At 69.0% G+C, this 19,043-nt stretch carries 15 protein-coding genes and 1 pseudogene; 13 read left to right on the top strand and 3 right to left on the bottom strand.

Going from position 1 to position 19,043, the window contains the following annotated elements; translation table 11 throughout:
* The first annotated feature begins 48 nt into the window (after nucleotides 1-48).
* From RM423_RS09615 to RM423_RS09600, 4 genes are read left to right on the top strand one after another with little or no spacing between them, the layout of a single operon-like run.
* Nucleotides 49-798: an SDR family NAD(P)-dependent oxidoreductase gene (locus RM423_RS09615; RefSeq protein ID WP_311422804.1), complete on the top strand. Its 750-nt coding sequence runs from the start codon at nucleotides 49-51 to the stop codon at nucleotides 796-798.
* Nucleotides 799-827: 29 nt separating this feature from the next.
* Nucleotides 828-2,186, top strand: a complete 1,359-nt coding sequence (locus RM423_RS09610) for a glutamine synthetase family protein (protein WP_311422803.1) — start codon at nucleotides 828-830, stop codon at nucleotides 2,184-2,186.
* A 4-nt stretch (nucleotides 2,187-2,190) separates the two neighbouring features.
* Nucleotides 2,191-3,360 (top strand): amidohydrolase family protein, encoded by a 1,170-nt coding sequence (locus tag RM423_RS09605; protein WP_311422802.1) that lies wholly within the window; start codon nucleotides 2,191-2,193, stop codon nucleotides 3,358-3,360.
* A gap of 28 nt (nucleotides 3,361-3,388) precedes the next feature.
* On the top strand, nucleotides 3,389-4,042 hold the full coding sequence (locus RM423_RS09600; protein WP_311422801.1) for a GntR family transcriptional regulator: 654 nt from the start codon (nucleotides 3,389-3,391) through the stop codon (nucleotides 4,040-4,042).
* A 15-nt stretch (nucleotides 4,043-4,057) separates the two neighbouring features.
* Here the strand turns inward: RM423_RS09600 and RM423_RS09595 are convergent, their stop codons facing one another.
* Genes RM423_RS09595 through RM423_RS09585 form a run of 3 tightly spaced genes read right to left on the bottom strand, consistent with a single transcriptional unit; the run spans nucleotide 4,058 to nucleotide 6,275 of the window.
* Nucleotides 4,058-4,930: a 5-oxoprolinase subunit C family protein gene (locus tag RM423_RS09595; protein ID WP_311422800.1), complete on the bottom strand. Its 873-nt coding sequence runs from the start codon at nucleotides 4,928-4,930 to the stop codon at nucleotides 4,058-4,060.
* Complete coding sequence (gene pxpB / locus RM423_RS09590; RefSeq protein ID WP_311422799.1) at nucleotides 4,927-5,556, bottom strand: 5-oxoprolinase subunit PxpB; 630 nt, start codon at nucleotides 5,554-5,556, stop codon at nucleotides 4,927-4,929. Before pxpB ends, RM423_RS09595 begins: the two co-directional genes overlap by 4 nt.
* Nucleotides 5,553-6,275: a GntR family transcriptional regulator gene (locus RM423_RS09585; RefSeq protein ID WP_311422798.1), complete on the bottom strand. Its 723-nt coding sequence runs from the start codon at nucleotides 6,273-6,275 to the stop codon at nucleotides 5,553-5,555. Before RM423_RS09585 ends, pxpB begins: the two co-directional genes overlap by 4 nt.
* Before the next feature lie 156 nt (nucleotides 6,276-6,431).
* Between RM423_RS09585 and RM423_RS09580 the strand changes: the two genes are divergently transcribed.
* From RM423_RS09580 to RM423_RS09535, 9 genes and pseudogenes are all read left to right on the top strand, one after another.
* On the top strand, nucleotides 6,432-7,124 hold the full coding sequence (locus tag RM423_RS09580; RefSeq protein WP_311422797.1) for a pyroglutamyl-peptidase I family protein: 693 nt from the start codon (nucleotides 6,432-6,434) through the stop codon (nucleotides 7,122-7,124).
* Between the two features lie 6 nt (nucleotides 7,125-7,130).
* The gene (locus tag RM423_RS09575; RefSeq protein ID WP_311422796.1) at nucleotides 7,131-7,907 is read left to right on the top strand and encodes a LamB/YcsF family protein; all 777 of its coding nucleotides are present in this window, start codon (nucleotides 7,131-7,133) and stop codon (nucleotides 7,905-7,907) included.
* 98 nt (nucleotides 7,908-8,005) lie between these two features.
* Entirely contained in the window at nucleotides 8,006-9,826 is a 1,821-nt protein-coding gene (locus RM423_RS09570; RefSeq protein WP_311422795.1) for a peptide ABC transporter substrate-binding protein, read from the top strand.
* A gap of 7 nt (nucleotides 9,827-9,833) precedes the next feature.
* The gene (locus RM423_RS09565) at nucleotides 9,834-10,784 is read left to right on the top strand and encodes an ABC transporter permease (RefSeq protein WP_311422794.1); all 951 of its coding nucleotides are present in this window, start codon (nucleotides 9,834-9,836) and stop codon (nucleotides 10,782-10,784) included.
* Nucleotides 10,785-10,811: 27 nt separating this feature from the next.
* Nucleotides 10,812-11,750 (top strand): ABC transporter permease, encoded by a 939-nt coding sequence (locus RM423_RS09560; protein ID WP_311422793.1) that lies wholly within the window; start codon nucleotides 10,812-10,814, stop codon nucleotides 11,748-11,750.
* 17 nt (nucleotides 11,751-11,767) lie between these two features.
* Nucleotides 11,768-13,806 (top strand): annotated as a pseudogene (locus RM423_RS25560) (dipeptide ABC transporter ATP-binding protein).
* A 4-nt stretch (nucleotides 13,807-13,810) separates the two neighbouring features.
* Complete coding sequence (locus RM423_RS09545) at nucleotides 13,811-14,875, top strand: DUF2891 domain-containing protein (protein ID WP_311422790.1); 1,065 nt, start codon at nucleotides 13,811-13,813, stop codon at nucleotides 14,873-14,875.
* On the top strand, nucleotides 14,875-15,705 hold the full coding sequence (locus tag RM423_RS09540) for a polysaccharide deacetylase family protein (RefSeq protein ID WP_311422789.1): 831 nt from the start codon (nucleotides 14,875-14,877) through the stop codon (nucleotides 15,703-15,705). The genes RM423_RS09545 and RM423_RS09540 overlap by 1 nt, the downstream gene beginning before the upstream one ends.
* A gap of 75 nt (nucleotides 15,706-15,780) precedes the next feature.
* Nucleotides 15,781-19,032 carry a BTAD domain-containing putative transcriptional regulator gene (locus RM423_RS09535; protein ID WP_311422788.1) on the top strand — a complete coding sequence of 1,084 codons (3,252 nt, stop codon included), beginning with the start codon at nucleotides 15,781-15,783 and terminating at the stop codon, nucleotides 19,030-19,032.
* Nucleotides 19,033-19,043 lie beyond the last annotated feature (11 nt).

Here is a 19,043-nt window from a genome sequence, read left to right as displayed (position 1 = left end):
ACAGGTGGTTACCGAGCCGGCTCCGCTGGCCGGCGCGGTGGCTCGCGGATGAACAAGCTGGACGCGCGGGTCGCCGTCGTCACCGGTGCAGCGTCGGGCATCGGAGCAGGTATCGCTACCGCGTTCTCCCGCGAGGGGGCCGACATCGTGGTCGCCGACCTGGCGCCGGAAGCCGATGCCGCCGAGGTGCTCGCCGGGATCAGGGACACCGGACGGCAGGCGCTGTACGTGCGCACCGACGTCTCCGACGAGGCCAGCGTGCGGGCGATGGCCGATCAGGCCTTGGCCACGTTCGGTCGGGTGGACATCCTGGTCAACAACGCCGGCATCTTCACCGAGTCGCTGCTGGCGGACATGCCGGTGGCGGACTGGGACCGTGTGGTGAACACCAACCTGCGCGGAACGTTTCTCTGCACCCGCGCCCTGATCGGGCAGATGCTGGAGCGGGGCGACGGCCGGATCATCAACATCGCCTCGCAGCTGGGGCAGATCGGCGGCGGGGCGGTGGCGCACTACTCGGCGAGCAAGGCCGGCGTCATCGGCTTGACGAAGGCCCTGGCCCGAGAGGTTTCCCGCCGTGGCGTGCTGGTGAACGCCATCGCGCCCGGACCCATCCAGACCCCGCTACTCGACAGCGAGACCGAACAGTGGCGCAGCGCGAAGCTCGCCGAGCTGCCGATAGGCCGCTTCGGCACAGTGGATGAGGTGACACCGACCGCGGTGCTGCTCGCCTCGGCCGACGGCTCGTATTACGTCGGCCAGACCCTGGGTCCCAACGGCGGAGACGTGATGCTCTAGGCCGGCGGCCTGCAGCGAGAGGACAGCACATGAATATCCACGAAGTCGTCACCGCCGCGCACCAGGCGGATGTGAAGCTAATCCGCTTCGAGTACTGCGATGTCAGCGGCGTCGCGCGCAGCAAGGCCATTCATGTCGCCCAACTCGAGCACAAGCTGCTGGAGGGAGTCAGCCTCACCCGGGCCCAGATGGCGATCAACCTGCTCGAAACCGTGGTGGACATCGAGGGAATGGAGCCGATCGGCGAGATCCGGCTGGTTCCCGATCCCGACACGTTCACTGTGCTGCCATGGGCGCCCGGCAGTGCCAGCGTGCTGTGCGACCAGCTGGGACACGACCGGCTGAACTGGGGCGCCTGCCCTCGGTCCTACCTCAAGGACGTCCTGGCCAGGGCCGCCGAGGCCGGTTTCACCGTGCAGGCGACCTTCGAGAACGAGTATTACCTGGCGCGCGAGGACGAGGGCCGCTACGTGCCCTTCGACTTCGTCGACCACGCCCCGGTCTACAGCCCGATCGGCCACGACCTCAATTCAGCCATCATGATCGACATGATCGACGCTCTGGTGGTGCAGGGGATGGAGGTCGAGCAGGCGATCAACGAGTACGGCCCCGGCCAGCAGGAGATCTCCGTCAAGCACACCGACGCCCTCGGTGCCGCCGACAACCAGCTGAAGTTCCGCGACACGATCCGCGGTGTCGCACTGCGGCACGGGCTGCTCGCCTCGTTCGCGCCCAAGCCGTATCCGGACGAGATCGGCAGCGGCGCGCACGTCCACCTGAGCCTGTGGGACGTCCAGGGCAAGCGCAGCCTGCTCTACGACAAGTCGGCGGACCGGGGCCTGTCCACGCTGGGGCGGCATTTCATCGCCGGCGTTGCGGAGCACCTGCCCGCGTTGAGCGCCCTGACCGTTCCGAGCTACAACTCCTACCGCCGGCTCAAGCCCAGCGCCTGGGCGTCGACGACCACCGCGTGGGGTTTCGACAACAAGGAGGCAGCGCTGCGGGTGGTCTCGCCGTTCTACCAGCGCGAGGAGCAGAGCTACAACATCGAGTTCAAGGCCTCGGACGGCAGCGCGAACCCGTACCTGTCCCTCGGTGCCCTGATCGCGTGCGGCCTGGACGGCATCGAGCGGGAACTCGAACCGGGGGAGCCGAGCGAACGCGACCCCGCCCGGATGTCACCCGAGGAGCTCGAACGCGGCAAAGTCCGCCCGCTGCCCTCGACCATGGCCGCGGCGCTGAACGAGCTGCAGGGTGACGAGTTCCTGCTGGACAGCATGGGTGATCTGCTCTCGCGTTGCTACCTCGCCGTGCGCCGTTCCGAGGAGCAGGCGTTCTCGGCCGAGAGTGACGAGTTCGAGATCCGCAACCACTTCTACCGGTTCTGACGCCATGACTGTTCTTCTCGACCTCGGCGACATTCCCGTTATCGACAACCACTGTCACGCCATCCAGGCCGCTGACTACCCTGACCCGGCGCAGTGGCGGCAGCTGTTCACCGAGTCACCGGACGAGCTGATGCGCACGACGCACTCGGCCGACACTGCCTTCTACCGCAGGCTGATCCGCGCGATGGCGGACTTCCACGGGGTTCATCGCACCGAGGCGGAGGTGCTTGCGGCCCGGGCGAGGTTGAGTCCGGAACAGCTTGTCTCGGCGCTCTTCTCCGACGCAAAGATCGGCGGCGTGGTCATCGACACCGGTTATCCCGCGCCGGAATCGGCCCTGAGCCACGAGGCGTTCACAGCGGCCAGCGGAGCCGGCCACGTCGCGCTGCAACGGCTGGAGTTGACGTTTCAGGATCTCGTCGCCGAGCATGCCCGCTACGACGACCTGGTCGAGGCGCTGCGTCACGAGCTGGCAGACGTGCGGGCCGCGGGCTTCGCAGGATTCAAGACCATCGCCGCCTACCGTACCGGTCTCGACATCCGGCGCTGGCCGGACGACGAGGCGCGAGCGTCCTTCGCGCGTGCCCGGAACGAGGTCGCCGCGTCCGGTTCGGTGCGGCTGGGCCACAAGCCGTTGCTGGACACCCTGCTGCACGTCGCGTTCGAGGCCGCCGCCGAGCAGCGCCTGCCCGTCCAGTTCCACGTCGGGTACGGCGATCCCGACGCCGATCTGCGCCGGGCCGCACCGCTGGAGCTGCGGGCGGTGTTCGAGAACCGGGCGTACCGTTCGATGGATATCGTCCTGCTGCACGGCTGCTGGCCGTACTTCCGCGAGGGTGCCTACCTGGCCTCGGTCTATGGCAACGTCTATCTCGACCTGTCGTACGCCATTCCGTTCCTGTCCGTGACGGAGCTGACCACGATGACCCGGGCAGCGCTGGCCATCGCTCCGTTCGGCAAGCTGATGTACAGCTCCGACGGCGCGCGGGTTCCCGAGCTGCACTGGATCGGTGCCCGGGACGGCCGGCGCGCCCTCGGCACGGTGCTCTCCGAACTGGTCGAGCACGACGACCTCGAACCGGACGAGGCCCGCGACGCCGGCGAGCGAATCCTGAACGGTACCGCCCACCGGCTCTACGGCTTCGCTATCGCGTGCCACCGGACGCCGTCGTGATCTCGTCGAGTGGCTGGGGTGCCTGATGGTGAGCCCCTCTCTCGCGGCGGGACCGCGGCGCGCGAGCGACCTCGCCTATGCCGAGTTGCGGGCGCGGATCCTCGACCTGCGCCTGCCACCCGGCGCGATGGTGAACGAGCTGGCGATGGTCGACGAACTCGGACTCGGCAGGATGCCGGTGCGCGAGGCGATCGCCCGGCTGGCCGTCGACCGGTTCGTGACGGTGCTACCACGCCGGGGAACCGTCGTGTCAGCGGTGGGACTCGACGATGTGGTCGACATGTTCGAGGCGCGGGAGGCGATCGAGTGCGGGGTGGTGCACATCGTGGCCGGTCGCGCCACCAAGGACGAGCTGTCCACGCTGCGGGCCCTGGTCAGGGCCGCGGACCGGGCCCGTGCGGGAACCGATCGCGAGGCCTTCCTGCGCGACGACCACGCGATCCACGCCATGCTGGTGCACCTGGTACGCAACTCGCTGCTGCAGGACGCCGCCGACCGGCTGCTCGCGCACAACCTGCGCTTCTGGCGGCTGTACTGGGCCTCGCGCCCTGCCCAGCACGCCACGATGCTGCCGCACGACGAGCTGCTCGTCGCGCTGACGGCGCACGATCCGGAACAGGCGGAGCGGGCGATGCGCGCGCACCTCGCCGCCTCACGTCAGCTCCTGCACGCCTCGTTCTGAGAGGGGCCGCTTCCGTCAGAGAAGGGGCAAGCGTTTCAACCGGAAACGGATCGCGGTGCCTGGCGCCGCCTGCCCGCAGCGCCAGACGTCCGCCTGGGGAACCACCCCGATCACCGGGTACCCGCCCGTGACGGGATGATCGGCAAGGAAGAGCACCGGCTGACCGTCGGCCGGAAGCTGGACCGACCCGAGCACGATGCCCTCACTGGGAAGCTCGGCGGTCATCCGCCGCTCCAGCTCCGGCCCCTCCAGCCGCAAGCCGATCCGGTTGCTCCGGGCCGACACGGTCCAGGTTGCCGAACCGAGCACCGACAGGGCGGCCGACGTCAGCCGGTCATCCCGTGGACCCAGGTAGCAGTCCACCCGCAGCACCGGCTCTGCTGCCCGGTACGGGGCAAAGTCGATCCGAGCCGGCTCGGAACCTCCCTGTCCCAGCGGCAGTTCGGTGCCCGCGGCGACGACGGCCGGACCCAGCCCGGACAGCAGGTCGGTCGCCCGGCTGCCCAGCACCGGCTCGACGGCGATGCCACCGGACACCGCGAGGTAACTGCGCACTCCACGGCGCGCCGCACCTACATCGAGGACCGTTCCGGCAGGCAGCAACAGTGGAATTCCCCAGTCGGTCGGCCGGCCGTCCCGCCGGACCTCGGCCTCGGCCCCCGTGACGGCGACGTGGCAGGCCCGGCTGGCCCGGACGCTCACCCCGGTCATCGTGGTCTCCAGCGCCGCGGCGTCCTCGGGATTGCCGACGAGCCGGTTGGCCAGCAGCAGGGCAGGCAGGTCGGCCGCCCCGCTGCGGGGGACGGCCAGCCGTGCGAAGCCGGGCCGGCCGGCATCCTGCACCGTGGTCAGCGCGCCCGCGCGGAGCACCTCCAGGTACCCGCTCACCGGTGCACCGCGCGGAACCGCACCCGGTCTCCGGGAGCGAGGTACCCGGCAGCTGGATCCCCTGGATCCCACAGCGGAATCTCGGTCCGTCCGATCAGCTGCCAGCCGCCCGGCGTGTCACGTGGGTAGATGCCGGTGAACTCGTCGGCCAGCGCGACCGAGCCCGCCGGGACGGCGGTACGGGGAGTGGCGCGGCGGGGCACGCGCAACCGTTCGGGCAGCCCCGCTATATAGGCGAATCCCGGGGCGAAGCCGATGAAGGCGACCTCGTGTTCCAGGCCGGTGTGGACCCGTACCACCTCGTCGGTGCTCACGCCCCAGAGCTCGGCCACCACCGGCAGGTCCGGGCCGTCATAGCTCGCCGGCACGTCGACCAGCCGGCTGCGGGTGGTCGCGCCCGCCACCGGGTGCCAGCCCCGCAGCTCGCGGGCCAGCGCGGCGGGGTCCGCCACCACGTCGAACAGGATGGTGGTCGCGGCCGGAACGATCTCGATGGTCGCCGCCAGGCTGCCGTCGGCCTGCCTGCGCTCGGCCTCCCGGTAGTAGTTGCGCATCCGTTGGGCGTTCTCGAACTCGACGAGCAGCGCGGTGGGCCCGGCGGCCCGCAGGATGAACGGAGCGGTCATCGATGCTGGGGTTTGCGCTCCGTCGAGGCGCCGGCATCCCGCTGCTGGAAGGCGTTCAGCAGTTGGGCTTCGGCGTCCTCCAGGTAGGCCCGCAATTCGGCCGCCGCCTCGTCGGCCCTGCCGGCCTGCAGCAAACTCACCAGGCTGCGGTTGCGCAGCAGGTACGGCTCGTGGAACTCGCCGGGGTGCGACATCACGTGGAATGCCAACCTCAGCTCGGCCAGCAGCCGCCGCATCAGGCTGTCCAGTCGGGGGCTGCCCGCCAGGCTCACCAACTCCTGGTGGAACTGCAGGTCGAACGTGGCCACCTCGCCCCAGCGCCTGCCGGCCGCGGCGGCCTCGGCCTGCTCGACGGTGGCGATCAGAGTGCCCAGCTCGCCCCGCGCGGCGGAGCGCACAGCGGCGCCCTCCACGACCTGCCGCAGCAGGTACAGGTCCGTCACGTCGGCCGCGGTGAGCACCCGCACGAAGACCCCACGGTGCAGCTCGTGCACCACCAGTCCTTCGTGGCTCAGCAGCCGGAATGCCTCCCGCAGCGTGTTGCGCGATACTCCCAGCGCCTCGCCGATGCTCTCCTCCGACAGCCGGACGCCCGGCGCTAACAGCCCGCCGGTGATCTGCTCGCGGAGGATCTCGGTGACCCGCTCGGCGGTTCCGGAGCGCAGCAACCGGCCGCGCTCGCTCTGGAGCACGGCGGACACCGGGCCTGCGCTGTTCATCGTGTGCTGGGTCCTCTCTCGGGACCGTTCCGCGTCTCAGGCCGGTCCCGCCGGTCATCTGCAGCATCGTACAGACGATGACCCTGCCGAACCGGCCTCTTGAAGGATTGTTCAACGATTGGTTACAGTGCCACAAGCTCGCAGAAAGGCGATGACATGTCGGACACGATTGCCGGCGCGACGGCGGGACCCGTGCTCGTCACCGGGTTCGGACCCTTCGGCGCCCATACCCGTAACCCCAGTGCGGACCTTGCCCACTCGCTGGCAGGGGAGGTGATCGACGGGGTGCCGGTCGTCGCCAGGGTGTTCGCGACCAGTACCCACACGGTGGCAGCCGAGCTGAGCGCCGCGCTCGACGAGTTGAACCCGTCGGCGATCGTGTCGCTCGGCCTGGCGCCGGGACGGCCCGCGCTCTCGTTGGAGCGGATCGCGATCAACGTCCGGGACTTTCCGGTGCCCGACCACGCCGGGGTGCTGCTGACCGACGCCCCGATCGATCCGTCCGGGCCGGCCGGTCACTTCTCCGGCCTGCCGATCAGGGCGATCCTCAGCGACTGGCAGCGGTCCACGATTCCCGGCCACATCTCCGACACTGCGGGAACGTATCTGTGCAATCAGCTCTTCTACCTCGTCGCCGCTGCCGGGGAGCGACGCGGTATTCCGGCAGGTTTCATCCACATTCCCGACACACCCGAGTCGGCCGCGGTGTCAGCCGGCAGCCAGCCGGTCGGGCAGCCCACCATGGAGCTGGCCACGATGCGGCGCGGCCTGCTGGCAGCCATCGAGCTCACGCTGCATCCCGAGCGCTCGTACGGCACGGGCACCCTCGCCGCCGGCGCGATCGCCTGAGACGGGATGGACCTCAACAGCGATCTGGGAGAGGCTTACGGAGCCTGGCGAATGGGCGATGACGAGGCCGTTCTCGACGTCGTCACCAGCGCGAACATCGCCTGCGGATTCCACGCCGGCGACCCGGTCACCATCCACCGCACAGCCCGCGCCGCCATCTCGCGCGGCATCGCCATCGGCGCTCACGTCGCCTATCCGGACCTGCGCGGCTTCGGCCGCCGGCATGTCGCGCTGACACCGGAGGAGCTCACCGCCGACGTGCTGTACCAGCTCGGAGCACTGGACGCCCTCGCCACGGCGGCCGGCGGCCGCGTCAGCTACGTCAAGCCGCACGGTGCGCTGTACAACGAGATGGCCGTCGACGAGAGCCTGGCCAGGACCGTGCTGACGGCGATTGCCCAGTTCCACACGCCGCTGCCGCTCCTCACGTTGCCCGGTTCCGCGGCCGGCCGCGTCGCCGCCGAACTTGGAATTCATTGCTACACCGAGGGATTCGCCGACCGCGCGTACACCGACGACGGGCAGCTCGTGCCGCGCGGCCAGCCCGGCGCGGTGCTCACCGACCCGGACGCCGTGGCGGCCCGGGTGGTACGGATGGCAACCGAGGCAACGGTGGTCACGGCGTCCGGATCGGTCATCGACGTCGAGCTCGCGACCGTGTGCATCCACGGTGACACCCCTGGGGCGGTGCGGATCGCGCGGGCGGTCCGCGACGCCCTGCGGGCGGCAAACGTTGATTTGGCCCCATTCGTGTCGGACGTCGGGGCGGACACACGATCGTAACTATCGATCTCTTGTCGGATCGTTCAACGATTCGTTAGGGTTCCTTCAGCCCAGGTGGGCCGCCTCAGGCCCCCTGCCTCGACACCAAGGAGTCCTTTGTGTTGTCCACACTTCGAGTGCTACCGCTGGCGGCCGTAGCTGCCATAGCGGTGCTCGCAACCGCCTGTACCGGCGGCAACTCCACGGCCAACGGCAAGGCCCCGACCGGTAAGCCGATCGAGGGCGGTACCGCTACCTTTGCCGAGAGCGCTGGTGGCAAGCCCGACTACATCTTTCCGATGATGACGCCGATTCATCAGAGCATCGCCAACATCGAGCAGTTCAACCGGCTGTCCTACCGATCTCTCTACTGGATCGGCAAGGACGGCCAGCCGGTCATCGACCCCAAGTTGAGCCTGGCCAAGGACGCCGTCTACAGCGCGGGCAATACCGAGGTCAGCGTGACCCTGAACGACTACAAGTGGTCCGACGGCAAGCCGGTGACGACTCGCGACGTCGAGTTCTGGATCAACCTCTTCCGTGCCAACAAGACTGTCGCGGCCGGCTACATCCCGGGAGAATTCCCCGACAACATCACCAAGTTCACCGCCGTGGACGACAAGACCTTTACGCTCAAGCTGAGCGAGGCCTACAACCCCCAGTGGTTCAACTACAACGAGCTCGCGCAGATCGCGCCGATTCCACAGCATGTCTGGGACAAGACCTCGCTGACCGGGACGGTCGGTGACCTCGACCGCAATCCCGCCAGCGCGAAGCAGGTTTACACCTTCCTGGACAAGCAATCCAGCGATGTCAGCAGCTACGGCAAGAACCCGCTGTGGAAGACGGTCAACGGCCCCTGGGTGCTGAGTACTTACCGCACCGACGGCTATGCCGAATTCGTACCCAACCCCGGGTACTCAGGACCCAACAAGCCACATCTGGCCAAGTTCGTCGAGCAGCCCTTCACCTCGGAGACGACCGAGCTCAACGTGATCCGGTCGGGCAAGACGATCGACTACGGCTACCTGCCGGTGCAGGAGAAGAGCCAGGAGAACGTCCTCAAGCAGAGCGGCTACCGGATCGATCCGTGGCAGTCGTGGGGGACCAACTTCATCGCCCTGAACTTCAACCAGCCGCAGTCCGGGCCACTGGTCAAGCAGCTCTACATCCGGCAGGCGATGCAGTCCCTGGTCAACCAGGACGCCTTCATCAAGGGCCCGCTGCGCGGCACCGGCAGCCTCAACTCGGGGCCCATCCAGATCAGCGCGTTCGTCAAGGCCTACGATCCCTCCAAGGCCCTGCCGTACAACCCCGACAAGGCGAAGACCCTGCTCAGCTCGCACGGCTGGACGGTGACACCCAACGGCACCTCGGTCTGCGCCAGCCCGGGAACGGGAGCCAACCAGTGCGGGGTGGGCATTGCCGCCGGCACCAAGCTGCAGTTCAACCTCGAATACAGCTCCGGCCTGGTCACCGTCGACCAGGAGATGCAGGCCATGAAGTCGGACTTCTCGGCTGCTGGCATCTCGCTGAACCTCAACCAGGCACCGTTCAACACGGTGCTGGCCGACGCCGCGCCGTGCAAGCCCAATGACAGCAAGTGCAAGTGGCAGATCATCAACTGGGGTGGTGGCTGGATCTATGGCATCAACCCCTACCCGTCCGGTGACCAGCTCTTCGCCACCGGCGCCGGCTCCAACTACGGCGGATACTCCAACTCGAACTCCGACGCGCTCATCGCCGCGGCCGTCCACAAGAACGACCCCAACGCGGTGGTCAACGTGGCGAACGACCTCGCCAGCCAGGTGCCCGTGCTGTGGATGCCGTCCGAGCTGTACCGCATCTCAGCCGTGTCCAACCGGCTCGCCGGCGTCGACATCGGCAAGCAGAGTCCCATCCTCTCGGTGACGCCTGAGGATTGGCAGCTGACGAAATGACCTGTGCATGATTCGCTTTCTGGGCCGCCGAGTACTGCAGGCGATCGTCGTGCTGTTCATCGTCACGATCATCGTGTTCGTCCTGATCCACCTGCTGCCCGGCGGACCGGCGAGAGCGGAGCTCGGCGTGCAGGCGACTCCGACCGCGGTCGAGTCCTTCAACAAGCAGCACGGCTTCGACAAGAGCCTGCCGCAGCAGTACCTCACCTGGCTGGGTGAGCTGTTCCGCGGCGATCTGGGTTACTCCTACAAGGAGAACTCGACGGTGCTGGACCTGCTCAAGGACCGCCTGCCCAAGACGGCGCTGCTGGCCGGCGTCTCGGTCGCCATCGCGGTACTGATCGCGATCCCGCTCGGGACGCTGCAGGCCGTCCGGCGCAATCGACTGACGGACTACCTCGCCACCGCGGTGACGTTCGTGCTGTACTCCACGCCCTCGTTCTGGCTGTCGCTCATCCTGGTGCTGTTCTTCTCGGTGAAGCTCGGCTTCCTACCGGCCCAGGCACCCCAGGGGTCGATCGCCGCCGTGCTTGCGCAGCCGTCCGGCCTGGTCCTTCCCATCGCCACGATCGCGCTCATCTCGGTGGCGCTCTACAGCCGTTACATGCGCTCATCGACCATCGACAACCTGACGCAGGACTACGTCCGTACGGCTCGGGCCAAGGGCGCCTCGACGGCACGGGTGCTGTTCGGTCATGTGCTGCGCAACGCCATCTCACCGATCCTCACGCTGCTCGGCCTGTCGTTGCCGTTCATCCTGTCCGGGACGCTGATCACCGAGCGGGTGTTCAACTTTCCCGGCATGGGCCTGCTCTTCTACAACGCGGCCGTGACCCAGGACTACCCCGTTCTGCTCGCCGTGACTCTGGTCGTCGCGATCGCGACCGTCCTGGGCTCGGTGCTGGCCGACATCGGGTATGCGCTGCTCGATCCGCGAATCCGGCACGCGCATGGCTGAACCCACGCGAAGAGACGATGGTGTCCGATGACCGTTGACCTGCCGGAGCAGACACCGGCCGCGGGGCTGCCAGCCGGGGAGCTGCCGGTCGCGGACACCGATGACCCGAGCCCGTCCGCGCGACCCGCCAGGGTAGTGCTGCGCACGTTCGCCGAGAACAAGCTGGCCGTCCTCGGAATGCTGTTGTTCGTAGGCATGGTTCTCTTCTGCTTCGGCGGCCCGCTGGTGTATCACACCGACCAGGTGCACACCAACCTGACGAACCAGACCCTGCCACCCGGCGCCGGGCATCCGCTGGGCACCGACCAGGTCGGCTACGACGAGCTGGGCCGGCTGATGCTCGGTGGTCAGACCTCGCTGGAGATCGCACTCGGCGCGGCGATCGTGGCGATCGTGGTCGGTGTGCTGTGGGGCACCATCGCCGGCTACTGCGGCGGCCTCGTCGACTCGCTGATGATGCGCATCGTCGACAGCGTGATGTCGATTCCCGCGCTGTTCCTGCTGATGTTCCTCGCGACCGTGTTCCGCCCGAGCGTCACCATGCTGATCCTGGTGCTGGGCCTGCTTGCCTGGCTGGCACCGGCCAGGCTGGTCCGGGGCGAGACGCTCTCACTGCGCACCCGCGACTATATCCAGGCCGTCCGGGTGATGGGTGGGCGCGGGCCGCGGGTCATCTTCCGGCACCTGGTACCCAACGTCATCGGCACCATCGTCGTCAACGCGACGTTCCAGGTGGCCGATGCCATCCTCGCCATCGCCGCGATCTCCTTTCTGGGACTAGGCATTCCACCACCGGCCGCTAACTGGGGCGGCATGCTGTCGGACGGCCTGAACTACACCTACTCGGGCTTCTGGTGGCTGATCTATCCGTCCGGCATCGCCATCATCATCACCGTCCTGTCCTTCAACCTCATCGGTGACGGGCTGCGTGACGCCGTCGGGCTGCGCGCGCAGCGCCGTCTCTGATCATCTGGAGCGCGAAGATGACTGCTGTTCTTGAGATTTCGGATCTGGCGATAGACATCCGGTCCCGGCGTTCGACCGTGCGCCCGGTGGACGGCATCTCCCTGGACATCGCCGCCGGCCGCACGCTGGGCCTGGTGGGGGAGTCGGGCTGCGGTAAGTCCACGACCGGTCTGGCCGTGCTGGGTCTGCTGCCCAGTGGCGGCCAAGTCGTGGCCGGCAGTATCAAGATCGCTGGCCAGGACATCGTCGGCCTGAAAGAGGCCGAGGCTCGCGAGGTGCGCGGCAGGAGCGTCGGAGTGGTGTTCCAGGACCCGATGACCGCGCTGAACCCGACCCAGCGGATCGGTGCGCAGGTCGCCGAACCGTTGCTCATCCACGGCATGGCCAAGCGGCAGACCGCTCGCCGCCGCGCCGAAGAGATGCTGGCCCGGGTCGGCCTGCCCCGCCCCGCTCAGCAGCTGGACCGGTACCCGCACGAACTGTCAGGAGGCATGCGGCAACGCGTCATGATCGCCACCGCCCTGATCTGCGAGCCGAAACTGCTGGTAGCCGACGAACCGACGACCGCGCTGGACGTGACCACGCAAGATCAGATCCTGCGGCTGTTCTCCGAACTGCAGCGCGACATGAACATGTCCGTCCTGCTGATCACCCACGACATGGGCGTGGTCGCCGGCCACACCGACGAGGTCGCCGTCATGTACGCCGGCCGGCTCGCCGAGCTCGCGCCGACAGGGCCACTGTTCGCCAACTACCGACACCGTTACACCGAGGCGCTGCTGACCTCGATACCGACGCTGGAAACCCGCCGCGGGGAGCGGCTGGCCACCATCCAGGGCCTGCCTCCCAATCTGTCGAAGCCGTTGCGGGCTTGCAGGTTCGCCCCTCGGTGCGGCTTCGCCGAAGCGGACTGCTTCGCCCTCGACCCGTCGTGGCGCGGCACCGGTCGGCATCACTTCGGTTGCCACCACCCCGCGAAGCCAGCCGGCGGCACGGCGACCGCCGCATCGATCGGAGCGGCGTCATGACCGCCACGGCGATCGACACGCCGCTGGTCGAGGTGCAGAACGCGGTGATGGAGTACCCGGCTTCGTCCGGCTTCGGCGGCGGCCGTCAAGTCGTGCACGCCGTCTCGGATGTGTCGATGAGCCTGGCTCGCGGCCGCACGGTCGGCCTGGTCGGCGAGTCCGGCTGTGGCAAGACCACCCTGGGACGACTGGTCGTCGGGCTGGAGCGTCCCACCAGTGGCGTGATCAAGTTCGACGGTGTGGATGTCCGGGCCGGCACCAGGGAGCAGCGTCGCCGGGCCCGCCGCGAGCTGCAGCTGATGTTCCAGGACCCGTACGCCTCACTCGACCCCCGGATGAAGGTGGGTGCGATCATCGGCGAGCCGCTGGCCGTACAGCGCCGCGGCACGCGCGCCGAACGCAAGGACCGGGTCGCCCAGCTACTGACGGAGGTGGGCCTGCCGACCAGCATGATCAGCAGGCACCCGCACGAGTTCTCCGGCGGCCAACGCCAGCGTATCGGGCTGGCGCGCGCGCTCGCCCTGAGCCCGCAGGTCATCGTTGCCGACGAGCCGGTGTCGGCCCTGGATGTCTCGGTACGGTCGCAGATTCTCAATCTGATGATGGACCTGCAGCAGGCGCACCAGCTGACATACCTGATCATCTCGCACGACCTGACGACGTTGCGCTACATCGCTGACCAGGTCGGCGTCATGTACCTCGGCCAGCTGGTCGAGTGGGGGCCGTCCGACGTCCTCTTCAAAGAAACGGTTCACCCCTACACCCGCGCGCTGATCGACACCATCCCGACTCCTGATCCGGTACGTGAGCGGGCCAAGACCACGATCCAGGTGCGGGGTGAGCTGCCGTCGGCGATCGACCCGCCCTCAGGTTGCCGTTTCCGTACCCGCTGCCCCCGAGCGCAGCAGTTGTGCGCCGATGTCCAACCGCCGCTGGCGTACTTCGGCCCGGGCCATCAGGCCGCCTGCCACTTTCCGCTTCGCGAACCGGTTCCGACCGCGTTGTCGTTGACCCACGCGAAGGAATAGCACCATGGACCTGTTCGATCCAGCGGACCTGCTCGCTGTCTCGTTGAGCTGCGTCGACCGGGAATTCCCGTACGCGCTCGAGCACGGCATGGACGGTCCCGCGCACTTCCGGGTTCCGGCGGACCTGCATCCGGTCTTCTTCGGCTGCTACGACTGGCATTCCGCCGTGCACAACCACTGGCTGCTGATCCGACTGCGCCACCGGTGGCCGGCCCTGGAGCGGGCGGACGAGGCGCGGCGGGTTCTCGACGAGCACCTCACCGAGGAGCGGCTCGGGCGAGAACTGGCCTATTTCGACACCACACTCCAGGGCACCTTCTCCCGGCCGTACGGCTGGGCCTGGGTACTTCGCCTGCATGCCGAGGCCGCGGCCATCCCCGGGTCGGATGAGCAGCGCTGGGCCGCGGCGCTGACACCGTTGCGTGACGGGTTGTGCAGCCGGCTGGTGCGGTACTTCGGCCAGAGCCTGCAGTTCCCGATCCGTACCGGAGTGCACGGCAATACGGCGTTCAGCCTGACGCTCGGCATCGATTCGGCGCGGCTGACCGGCGACCTCGCGACCGAGCAGGCCTTCACCGACGCGGCGATGCGGATGTTCGGTGCGGACCGCGACTACCCGCTCGGTCTCGAACCGTCCGGCGGTGACTTCCTGTCGCCGGCGCTCACCGAGGCCGGTCTGCTGGCGACCGTGCTGCCCTCGGCCGACTTCGCGGGCTGGCTCGGGGACTTCCTGCCCGGCCTCGAAACGGATGCCCTGCTGCAGCCACCGATGTTCGAGCCCGAGGCCGGTGATCCCGCCACCGTGCACCTGAGCGGGCTGCTACTGAGCAAGGCCTGGTCCCTGCGGCGGATGGCGGTGGCGCTCCCGGCCGGCGACCCGCGGATTCCCGTGCTCGGTCAGTCAGCCGATGCACACCTGCTGGCCGCGAAGGACTGCTTGGCCAATCGGCATTACTACGCCACGCACTGGGTTCCCACGTACCTGGTGATGACCGACGCTGCGGCCGCCGACGCGCGGGTAAGCCTGGCGAGCACTGGTAATACTGGCAGCACTGAAGGGATCGACTGATGGCCAATTTCACCGGAACGGCCGAACACCACCAGCTGGCCGTCGCGCTCACCTTCGACTTCGACGCCGAGTCGCTGTGGCTGGGTGCGCTGAACACCAGCACCCCGTCCGCGCTGTCCCGTGGTGCCTACGCGGCCAACGAGGGCGTGCCCCGAATCCTCAGGCTGCTGAAGGAGTTCGAGCTGCCGGCCACCTTCTTCGTTCCCGGCGACACCGCCGAGCGGCATTCCGGGCTCACCCGGACCATCGCCGGCTCCGGTTACGAGATCGGCCATCATGGTTACCTGCACGAGCCGCCGACGACGCTGACCGAGCCGGAGGAACGCCGGATGATCGAGCGGGGCATCGACGCCCTGGTCACGGTGACCGGCACGGCGCCGACCGGTTATCGCTCACCGTCCTGGGAGCTGTCGGAGTCGACGTACAGCCTGCTGCGGGAGTACGGCATCACCTATGACGCCAGCCAGTTGGGAGCCGACCGGCCGTACTGGGTGAGCGACCAGGGCAAGCGGACCGACATCGTCGAGCTGCCGGGCGCGTGGGAGCTCACCGATTCCGCGCACTTCATGTTCTCCTACTTCCCCACGTACCGGGTCGGGTTGTCGGCCCCGTCCAAGGTGGCCGAGATCTGGCGCGGTGATTTCGACGGGGCGTACGAGGAAGGCGGCGACGGCTGCTACATCCTTACCATGCACCCGGAGATCATCGGCCGGAACCACCGGATGCGGATGCTGCGCGAGCTCGTCGAGTACATGCTGGGCCACGACAACGTCTGGTTCACCACGATGGCCGATCTCGCCGCGGAGTTCCGCACGCGCGAGGCTCTCTGACGGTACCGACGCAACGCCGCGCCGCGATCTTCCTGGACGGTAGCGAGCCGGCAGTGGGCTGTCACACTGAGGCGCATGCAGGTCTCGATCCTCGGCCCAGTCGCCCTGATGCGCGACGGCGTCGTGGTCCCGGTCGGCGGGGCCAGAGTCCGCGCGCTGCTGGCCCGGCTGGCGCTGGCGGCCGGAAGCCCGGTGCCCCCGCATGAGCTGATCGACGCGATCTGGCGGGACGCGCCACCGGCGGACGCGACCAACGCCCTGCAGACGCTGGTGTCCCGGCTACGCCGCGCCGCCGGGGACGCCTGCACCGTCGTGCAGGAGCCCGGTGGCTACCGGCTTCCGCTCAGCGCAGCCGACGTGGACGCCTTCCGGTTCTCCGAGCTCGCCCGGACGGGGCGAGCGCGGCTGCGCGAGGGCCGCCCGGATGCCGCCACACAACAGCTGCGCGAGGCACTGCAACTCTGGCGCGGTCCCGCGCTGCCCGAGCTGGACGATCCGGCTCCGGCGGGCCGCCTCGACGAGCAGCGCCTGGATGCCCTGGAGGACCGGATCGAGGCCGCGATCCAGCTCGACGGCGGTGCTGACGTGGTGGCCGAGTGCGAGGCGCTGGCGGCGGACCACCCGCTGCGGGAGCGCTTCACGTGGCTGCTGATGACGGCGCTGGCCGGCGCCGGCCGCACGAACGAGGCATTGGCCGGGTACGAGCGGCTACGCAGGTACCTGGTTGACCAGTTGGGCACCGACCCGTCCGCGGAGCTGCAGCGGCTGCACCTGACCCTGTTCCGGAGCGAGCCCGAGCGGCCATCGCGGACGGTGACCCGGACCAATCTGCGGACCGGCCGCACCACCTTTCTCGGGCGCGCGGACGAGCTGAACCGGATCGCGGAGCTGCTCGAGAGCGGCCGGCTGGTCACCGTGGTCGGCCCCGGCGGAGCGGGCAAGACCCGGCTGGCCGGAGTCGCCGCGTCCGACTGGGTGGGCCGTCTGGACGACGGGGTGTGGCTGGTCGAGCTCGCGCCGGTGACCGATCCGGTCAACCTGGCGCAGGCGATCCTGGGGTCCCTGGGCTTGCGGGCGAACACCACCGTCGACCGCCGCGCCGAGCAGGCCATGTCCACCGAGGACCGGCTGTTCGACGTACTGGCCGATTCCGATTGCCTGCTGGTACTGGACAATTGCGAACATGTGATCACCGATCTCGCCTCGCTCGCGGACCGGCTGCTCGCCTCGTGCCCGCGGTTGCGCATCCTCGCCACCAGCCGGGAAGCGCTCGCCATCGACGGAGAGGCGCTGTGTCAGCTACCGCCGCTGCGGTTGCCGCCGGTGGGCGCCGACGCCGACGAGGCGCTCGGCCTGCCGTCGGTGCAGCTGTTCACCGACCGGGCCGCTGCGGTGTCGGCGGACTTCCGGGTGGACTCGGACACGGTCGGGGCGGTGGTCGAGATCGTCCGGCGCCTGGACGGCCTGCCGTTGGCCATCGAGCTGGCCGCGGCACGGCTGCGGGTGCTGCCGGTGCACGAGATCGCGGCCCGGCTGTCGGACCGGTTCCGGCTGCTCACCGGCGGGAACCGTGCCGCCATGCCGCGGCACCGCACCCTGCGCGCCGTCGTCGAATGGAGCTGGGACCTGCTCACCCCGACCGAGCGGCTGCTGGCCGAGCGGCTCGCGGTGTTCCCGTCCGGTGCCACCATCGAGAGCGCATCCCGGATCTGCGCCGATCCCGCGCTGCCGGCGGCCCTGCCGTCCGGTGAAGACGATGTGGTCGAGCTACTCAGCCAGCTGGTCGACAAGTCGCTGCTGCAGAGTGGGCTCGGCAGCAACCGCTCGCGCAACAGCCAGTCGCCGTCGCGCTACCGGATGCTGGAGACGCTGCGCGAGTACGGAATCGAGCAGCTCGCCGCGCGCCACGAGGCAGACGGCGTGCGGCTCGTCCATGCCCGCTACTTCGCCGACCTGGTCGCCGAGGCGGAACCGTCCCTCACCAGGGGTGACCAGCTGGTGGCCATCGGGCGGCTGGAGGACGAGCGCGACAACATCCTGGCCGCACTGCGCTACTTCGGCGACTGTGGCCATGCCCGCGCCGCTGTCGAGATGACCCGGGCGCTCGGTTGGTACTGGACCTTGCTCGGCGGCCACAGCGAGGCCACCACCTGGCTGCGGTTCGCCCTGAGCGTGCCGGACCCCGCGGGCACCGTTCCGGCGCGGGACCGGGTCGTGGTCGAGGCACTGCACGCGATCAACACGATGGCCACCACCTTCGGGGACAACGCACCCGAAGATGTCGAGGACGGGGTCGCCCGGCTGGAGGAGCTGAACGTCCGTCTCAACGAGGTGGACGCCGCCGGCGATCCGGTCATCCTGATGCTGCGGCCGATGATGCTGTTCTTCAGCCGCTCCCTCGACCGGGCGTTCGAACTGCTCGACGACGCGGTCCAGGCCAGTGATCCGTGGGTGCGGGCCACCTCGTACATGTTCCGCGCGGCCATCAACGAGAACGAGGGGCGCGTGCCGGCGATGCGCGCGGACGTGGACACCGCGCTGGCGCTGTTCACCGACCTCGGCGACCGGTGGGGGATGGCCTCGACGCTGTCGGCCAGGGGGCAGCTGCACGTGCTGGACGGGCAGCTTCCGGAGGCCATCTCCGCCTATCAGCGAGCGGCGGACAGCATGGCCGAGTTCGGTGCGACGGCTGACGAGATGATGTTCCGGCTGCGGCTGAGCGATCTGCACGCCCGCATCGGGGATTTCGACGGCGCCCGCCGGGAGGCCGCTCTGGTCGGCGGGCTCGACCTGCAGGCCGGCTCGCGGACCCGGCGCCTGCTGGCCGACGGCGTGACCGCGACGATGACGATGCTGCTGGGCGAGCGGGACGAGATGCGCCGGCTTGCCGGCCGGCTGCGCGAGGACGTCCAGCACCTCAACCAGGTGCACCCGATGAACGGCCATGTGCGCGCCTCTACCCTGGCCGTGCTGGGCACCCTGGAAAGCGAGCTCGGCGATCCGGCCCTGGCCGGGGCCACCCTCACGGCGGCCTATGACTGCGCGGTCGGCACCCGGGATATGCCGATTCTCGCCGCCATCGGGCTGGCCGTCGCCGGGTGGGCCGAGGCGAGTGAGCGACCCCAGGACGCCGCCGAGATGCTGGGCGCCACCATCTCACTGCGCGGCGCGGATGACCCGACCGATCCGCTCGCGGTCCGGCTGAGGTCCCGGCTGGACACGGCCCTGGGCAGCGAGCCGCTGGCCGCCGCGGTGGCCTCCGGACGCGCGCTCGGCCGGGCCGACGCCATCGAGCGCATCCGCCCCGGCACCATCCGAGAGACCTGAGGGCTGGGCTA

Origin of the sequence: Jatrophihabitans lederbergiae (genome assembly GCF_031845305.1) — a bacterium.
GTDB lineage: Bacteria > Actinomycetota > Actinomycetes > Mycobacteriales > Jatrophihabitantaceae > Jatrophihabitans_A > Jatrophihabitans_A lederbergiae.
The sequence above is the reverse complement of the archived record's forward strand: the minus strand, read 5'-3'. Positions and strand labels throughout refer to the sequence as shown.

Bases quoted from the DNA above. Each gene is read 5' to 3' on its own strand.
- RM423_RS09535 (WP_311422788.1), top strand. From the start codon at position 15,781: ATGCAGGTCTCGATCCTCGGCCCAGTCGCCCTGATGCGCGACGGCGTC.
- RM423_RS09615 (WP_311422804.1), top strand. From the start codon at position 49: ATGAACAAGCTGGACGCGCGGGTCGCCGTCGTCACCGGTGCAGCGTCG.
- RM423_RS09585 (WP_311422798.1), bottom strand. From the start codon at position 6,275: ATGAACAGCGCAGGCCCGGTGTCCGCCGTGCTCCAGAGCGAGCGCGGC.
- RM423_RS09580 (WP_311422797.1), top strand. From the start codon at position 6,432: ATGTCGGACACGATTGCCGGCGCGACGGCGGGACCCGTGCTCGTCACC.
- RM423_RS09610 (WP_311422803.1), top strand. From the start codon at position 828: ATGAATATCCACGAAGTCGTCACCGCCGCGCACCAGGCGGATGTGAAG.
- RM423_RS09575 (WP_311422796.1), top strand. From the start codon at position 7,131: ATGGACCTCAACAGCGATCTGGGAGAGGCTTACGGAGCCTGGCGAATG.
- RM423_RS09545 (WP_311422790.1), top strand. From the start codon at position 13,811: ATGGACCTGTTCGATCCAGCGGACCTGCTCGCTGTCTCGTTGAGCTGC.
- RM423_RS09540 (WP_311422789.1), top strand. From the start codon at position 14,875: ATGGCCAATTTCACCGGAACGGCCGAACACCACCAGCTGGCCGTCGCG.
- pxpB (WP_311422799.1), bottom strand. From the start codon at position 5,556: ATGACCGCTCCGTTCATCCTGCGGGCCGCCGGGCCCACCGCGCTGCTC.
- RM423_RS09565 (WP_311422794.1), top strand. From the start codon at position 9,834: ATGATTCGCTTTCTGGGCCGCCGAGTACTGCAGGCGATCGTCGTGCTG.
- RM423_RS09605 (WP_311422802.1), top strand. From the start codon at position 2,191: ATGACTGTTCTTCTCGACCTCGGCGACATTCCCGTTATCGACAACCAC.
- RM423_RS09560 (WP_311422793.1), top strand. From the start codon at position 10,812: ATGACCGTTGACCTGCCGGAGCAGACACCGGCCGCGGGGCTGCCAGCC.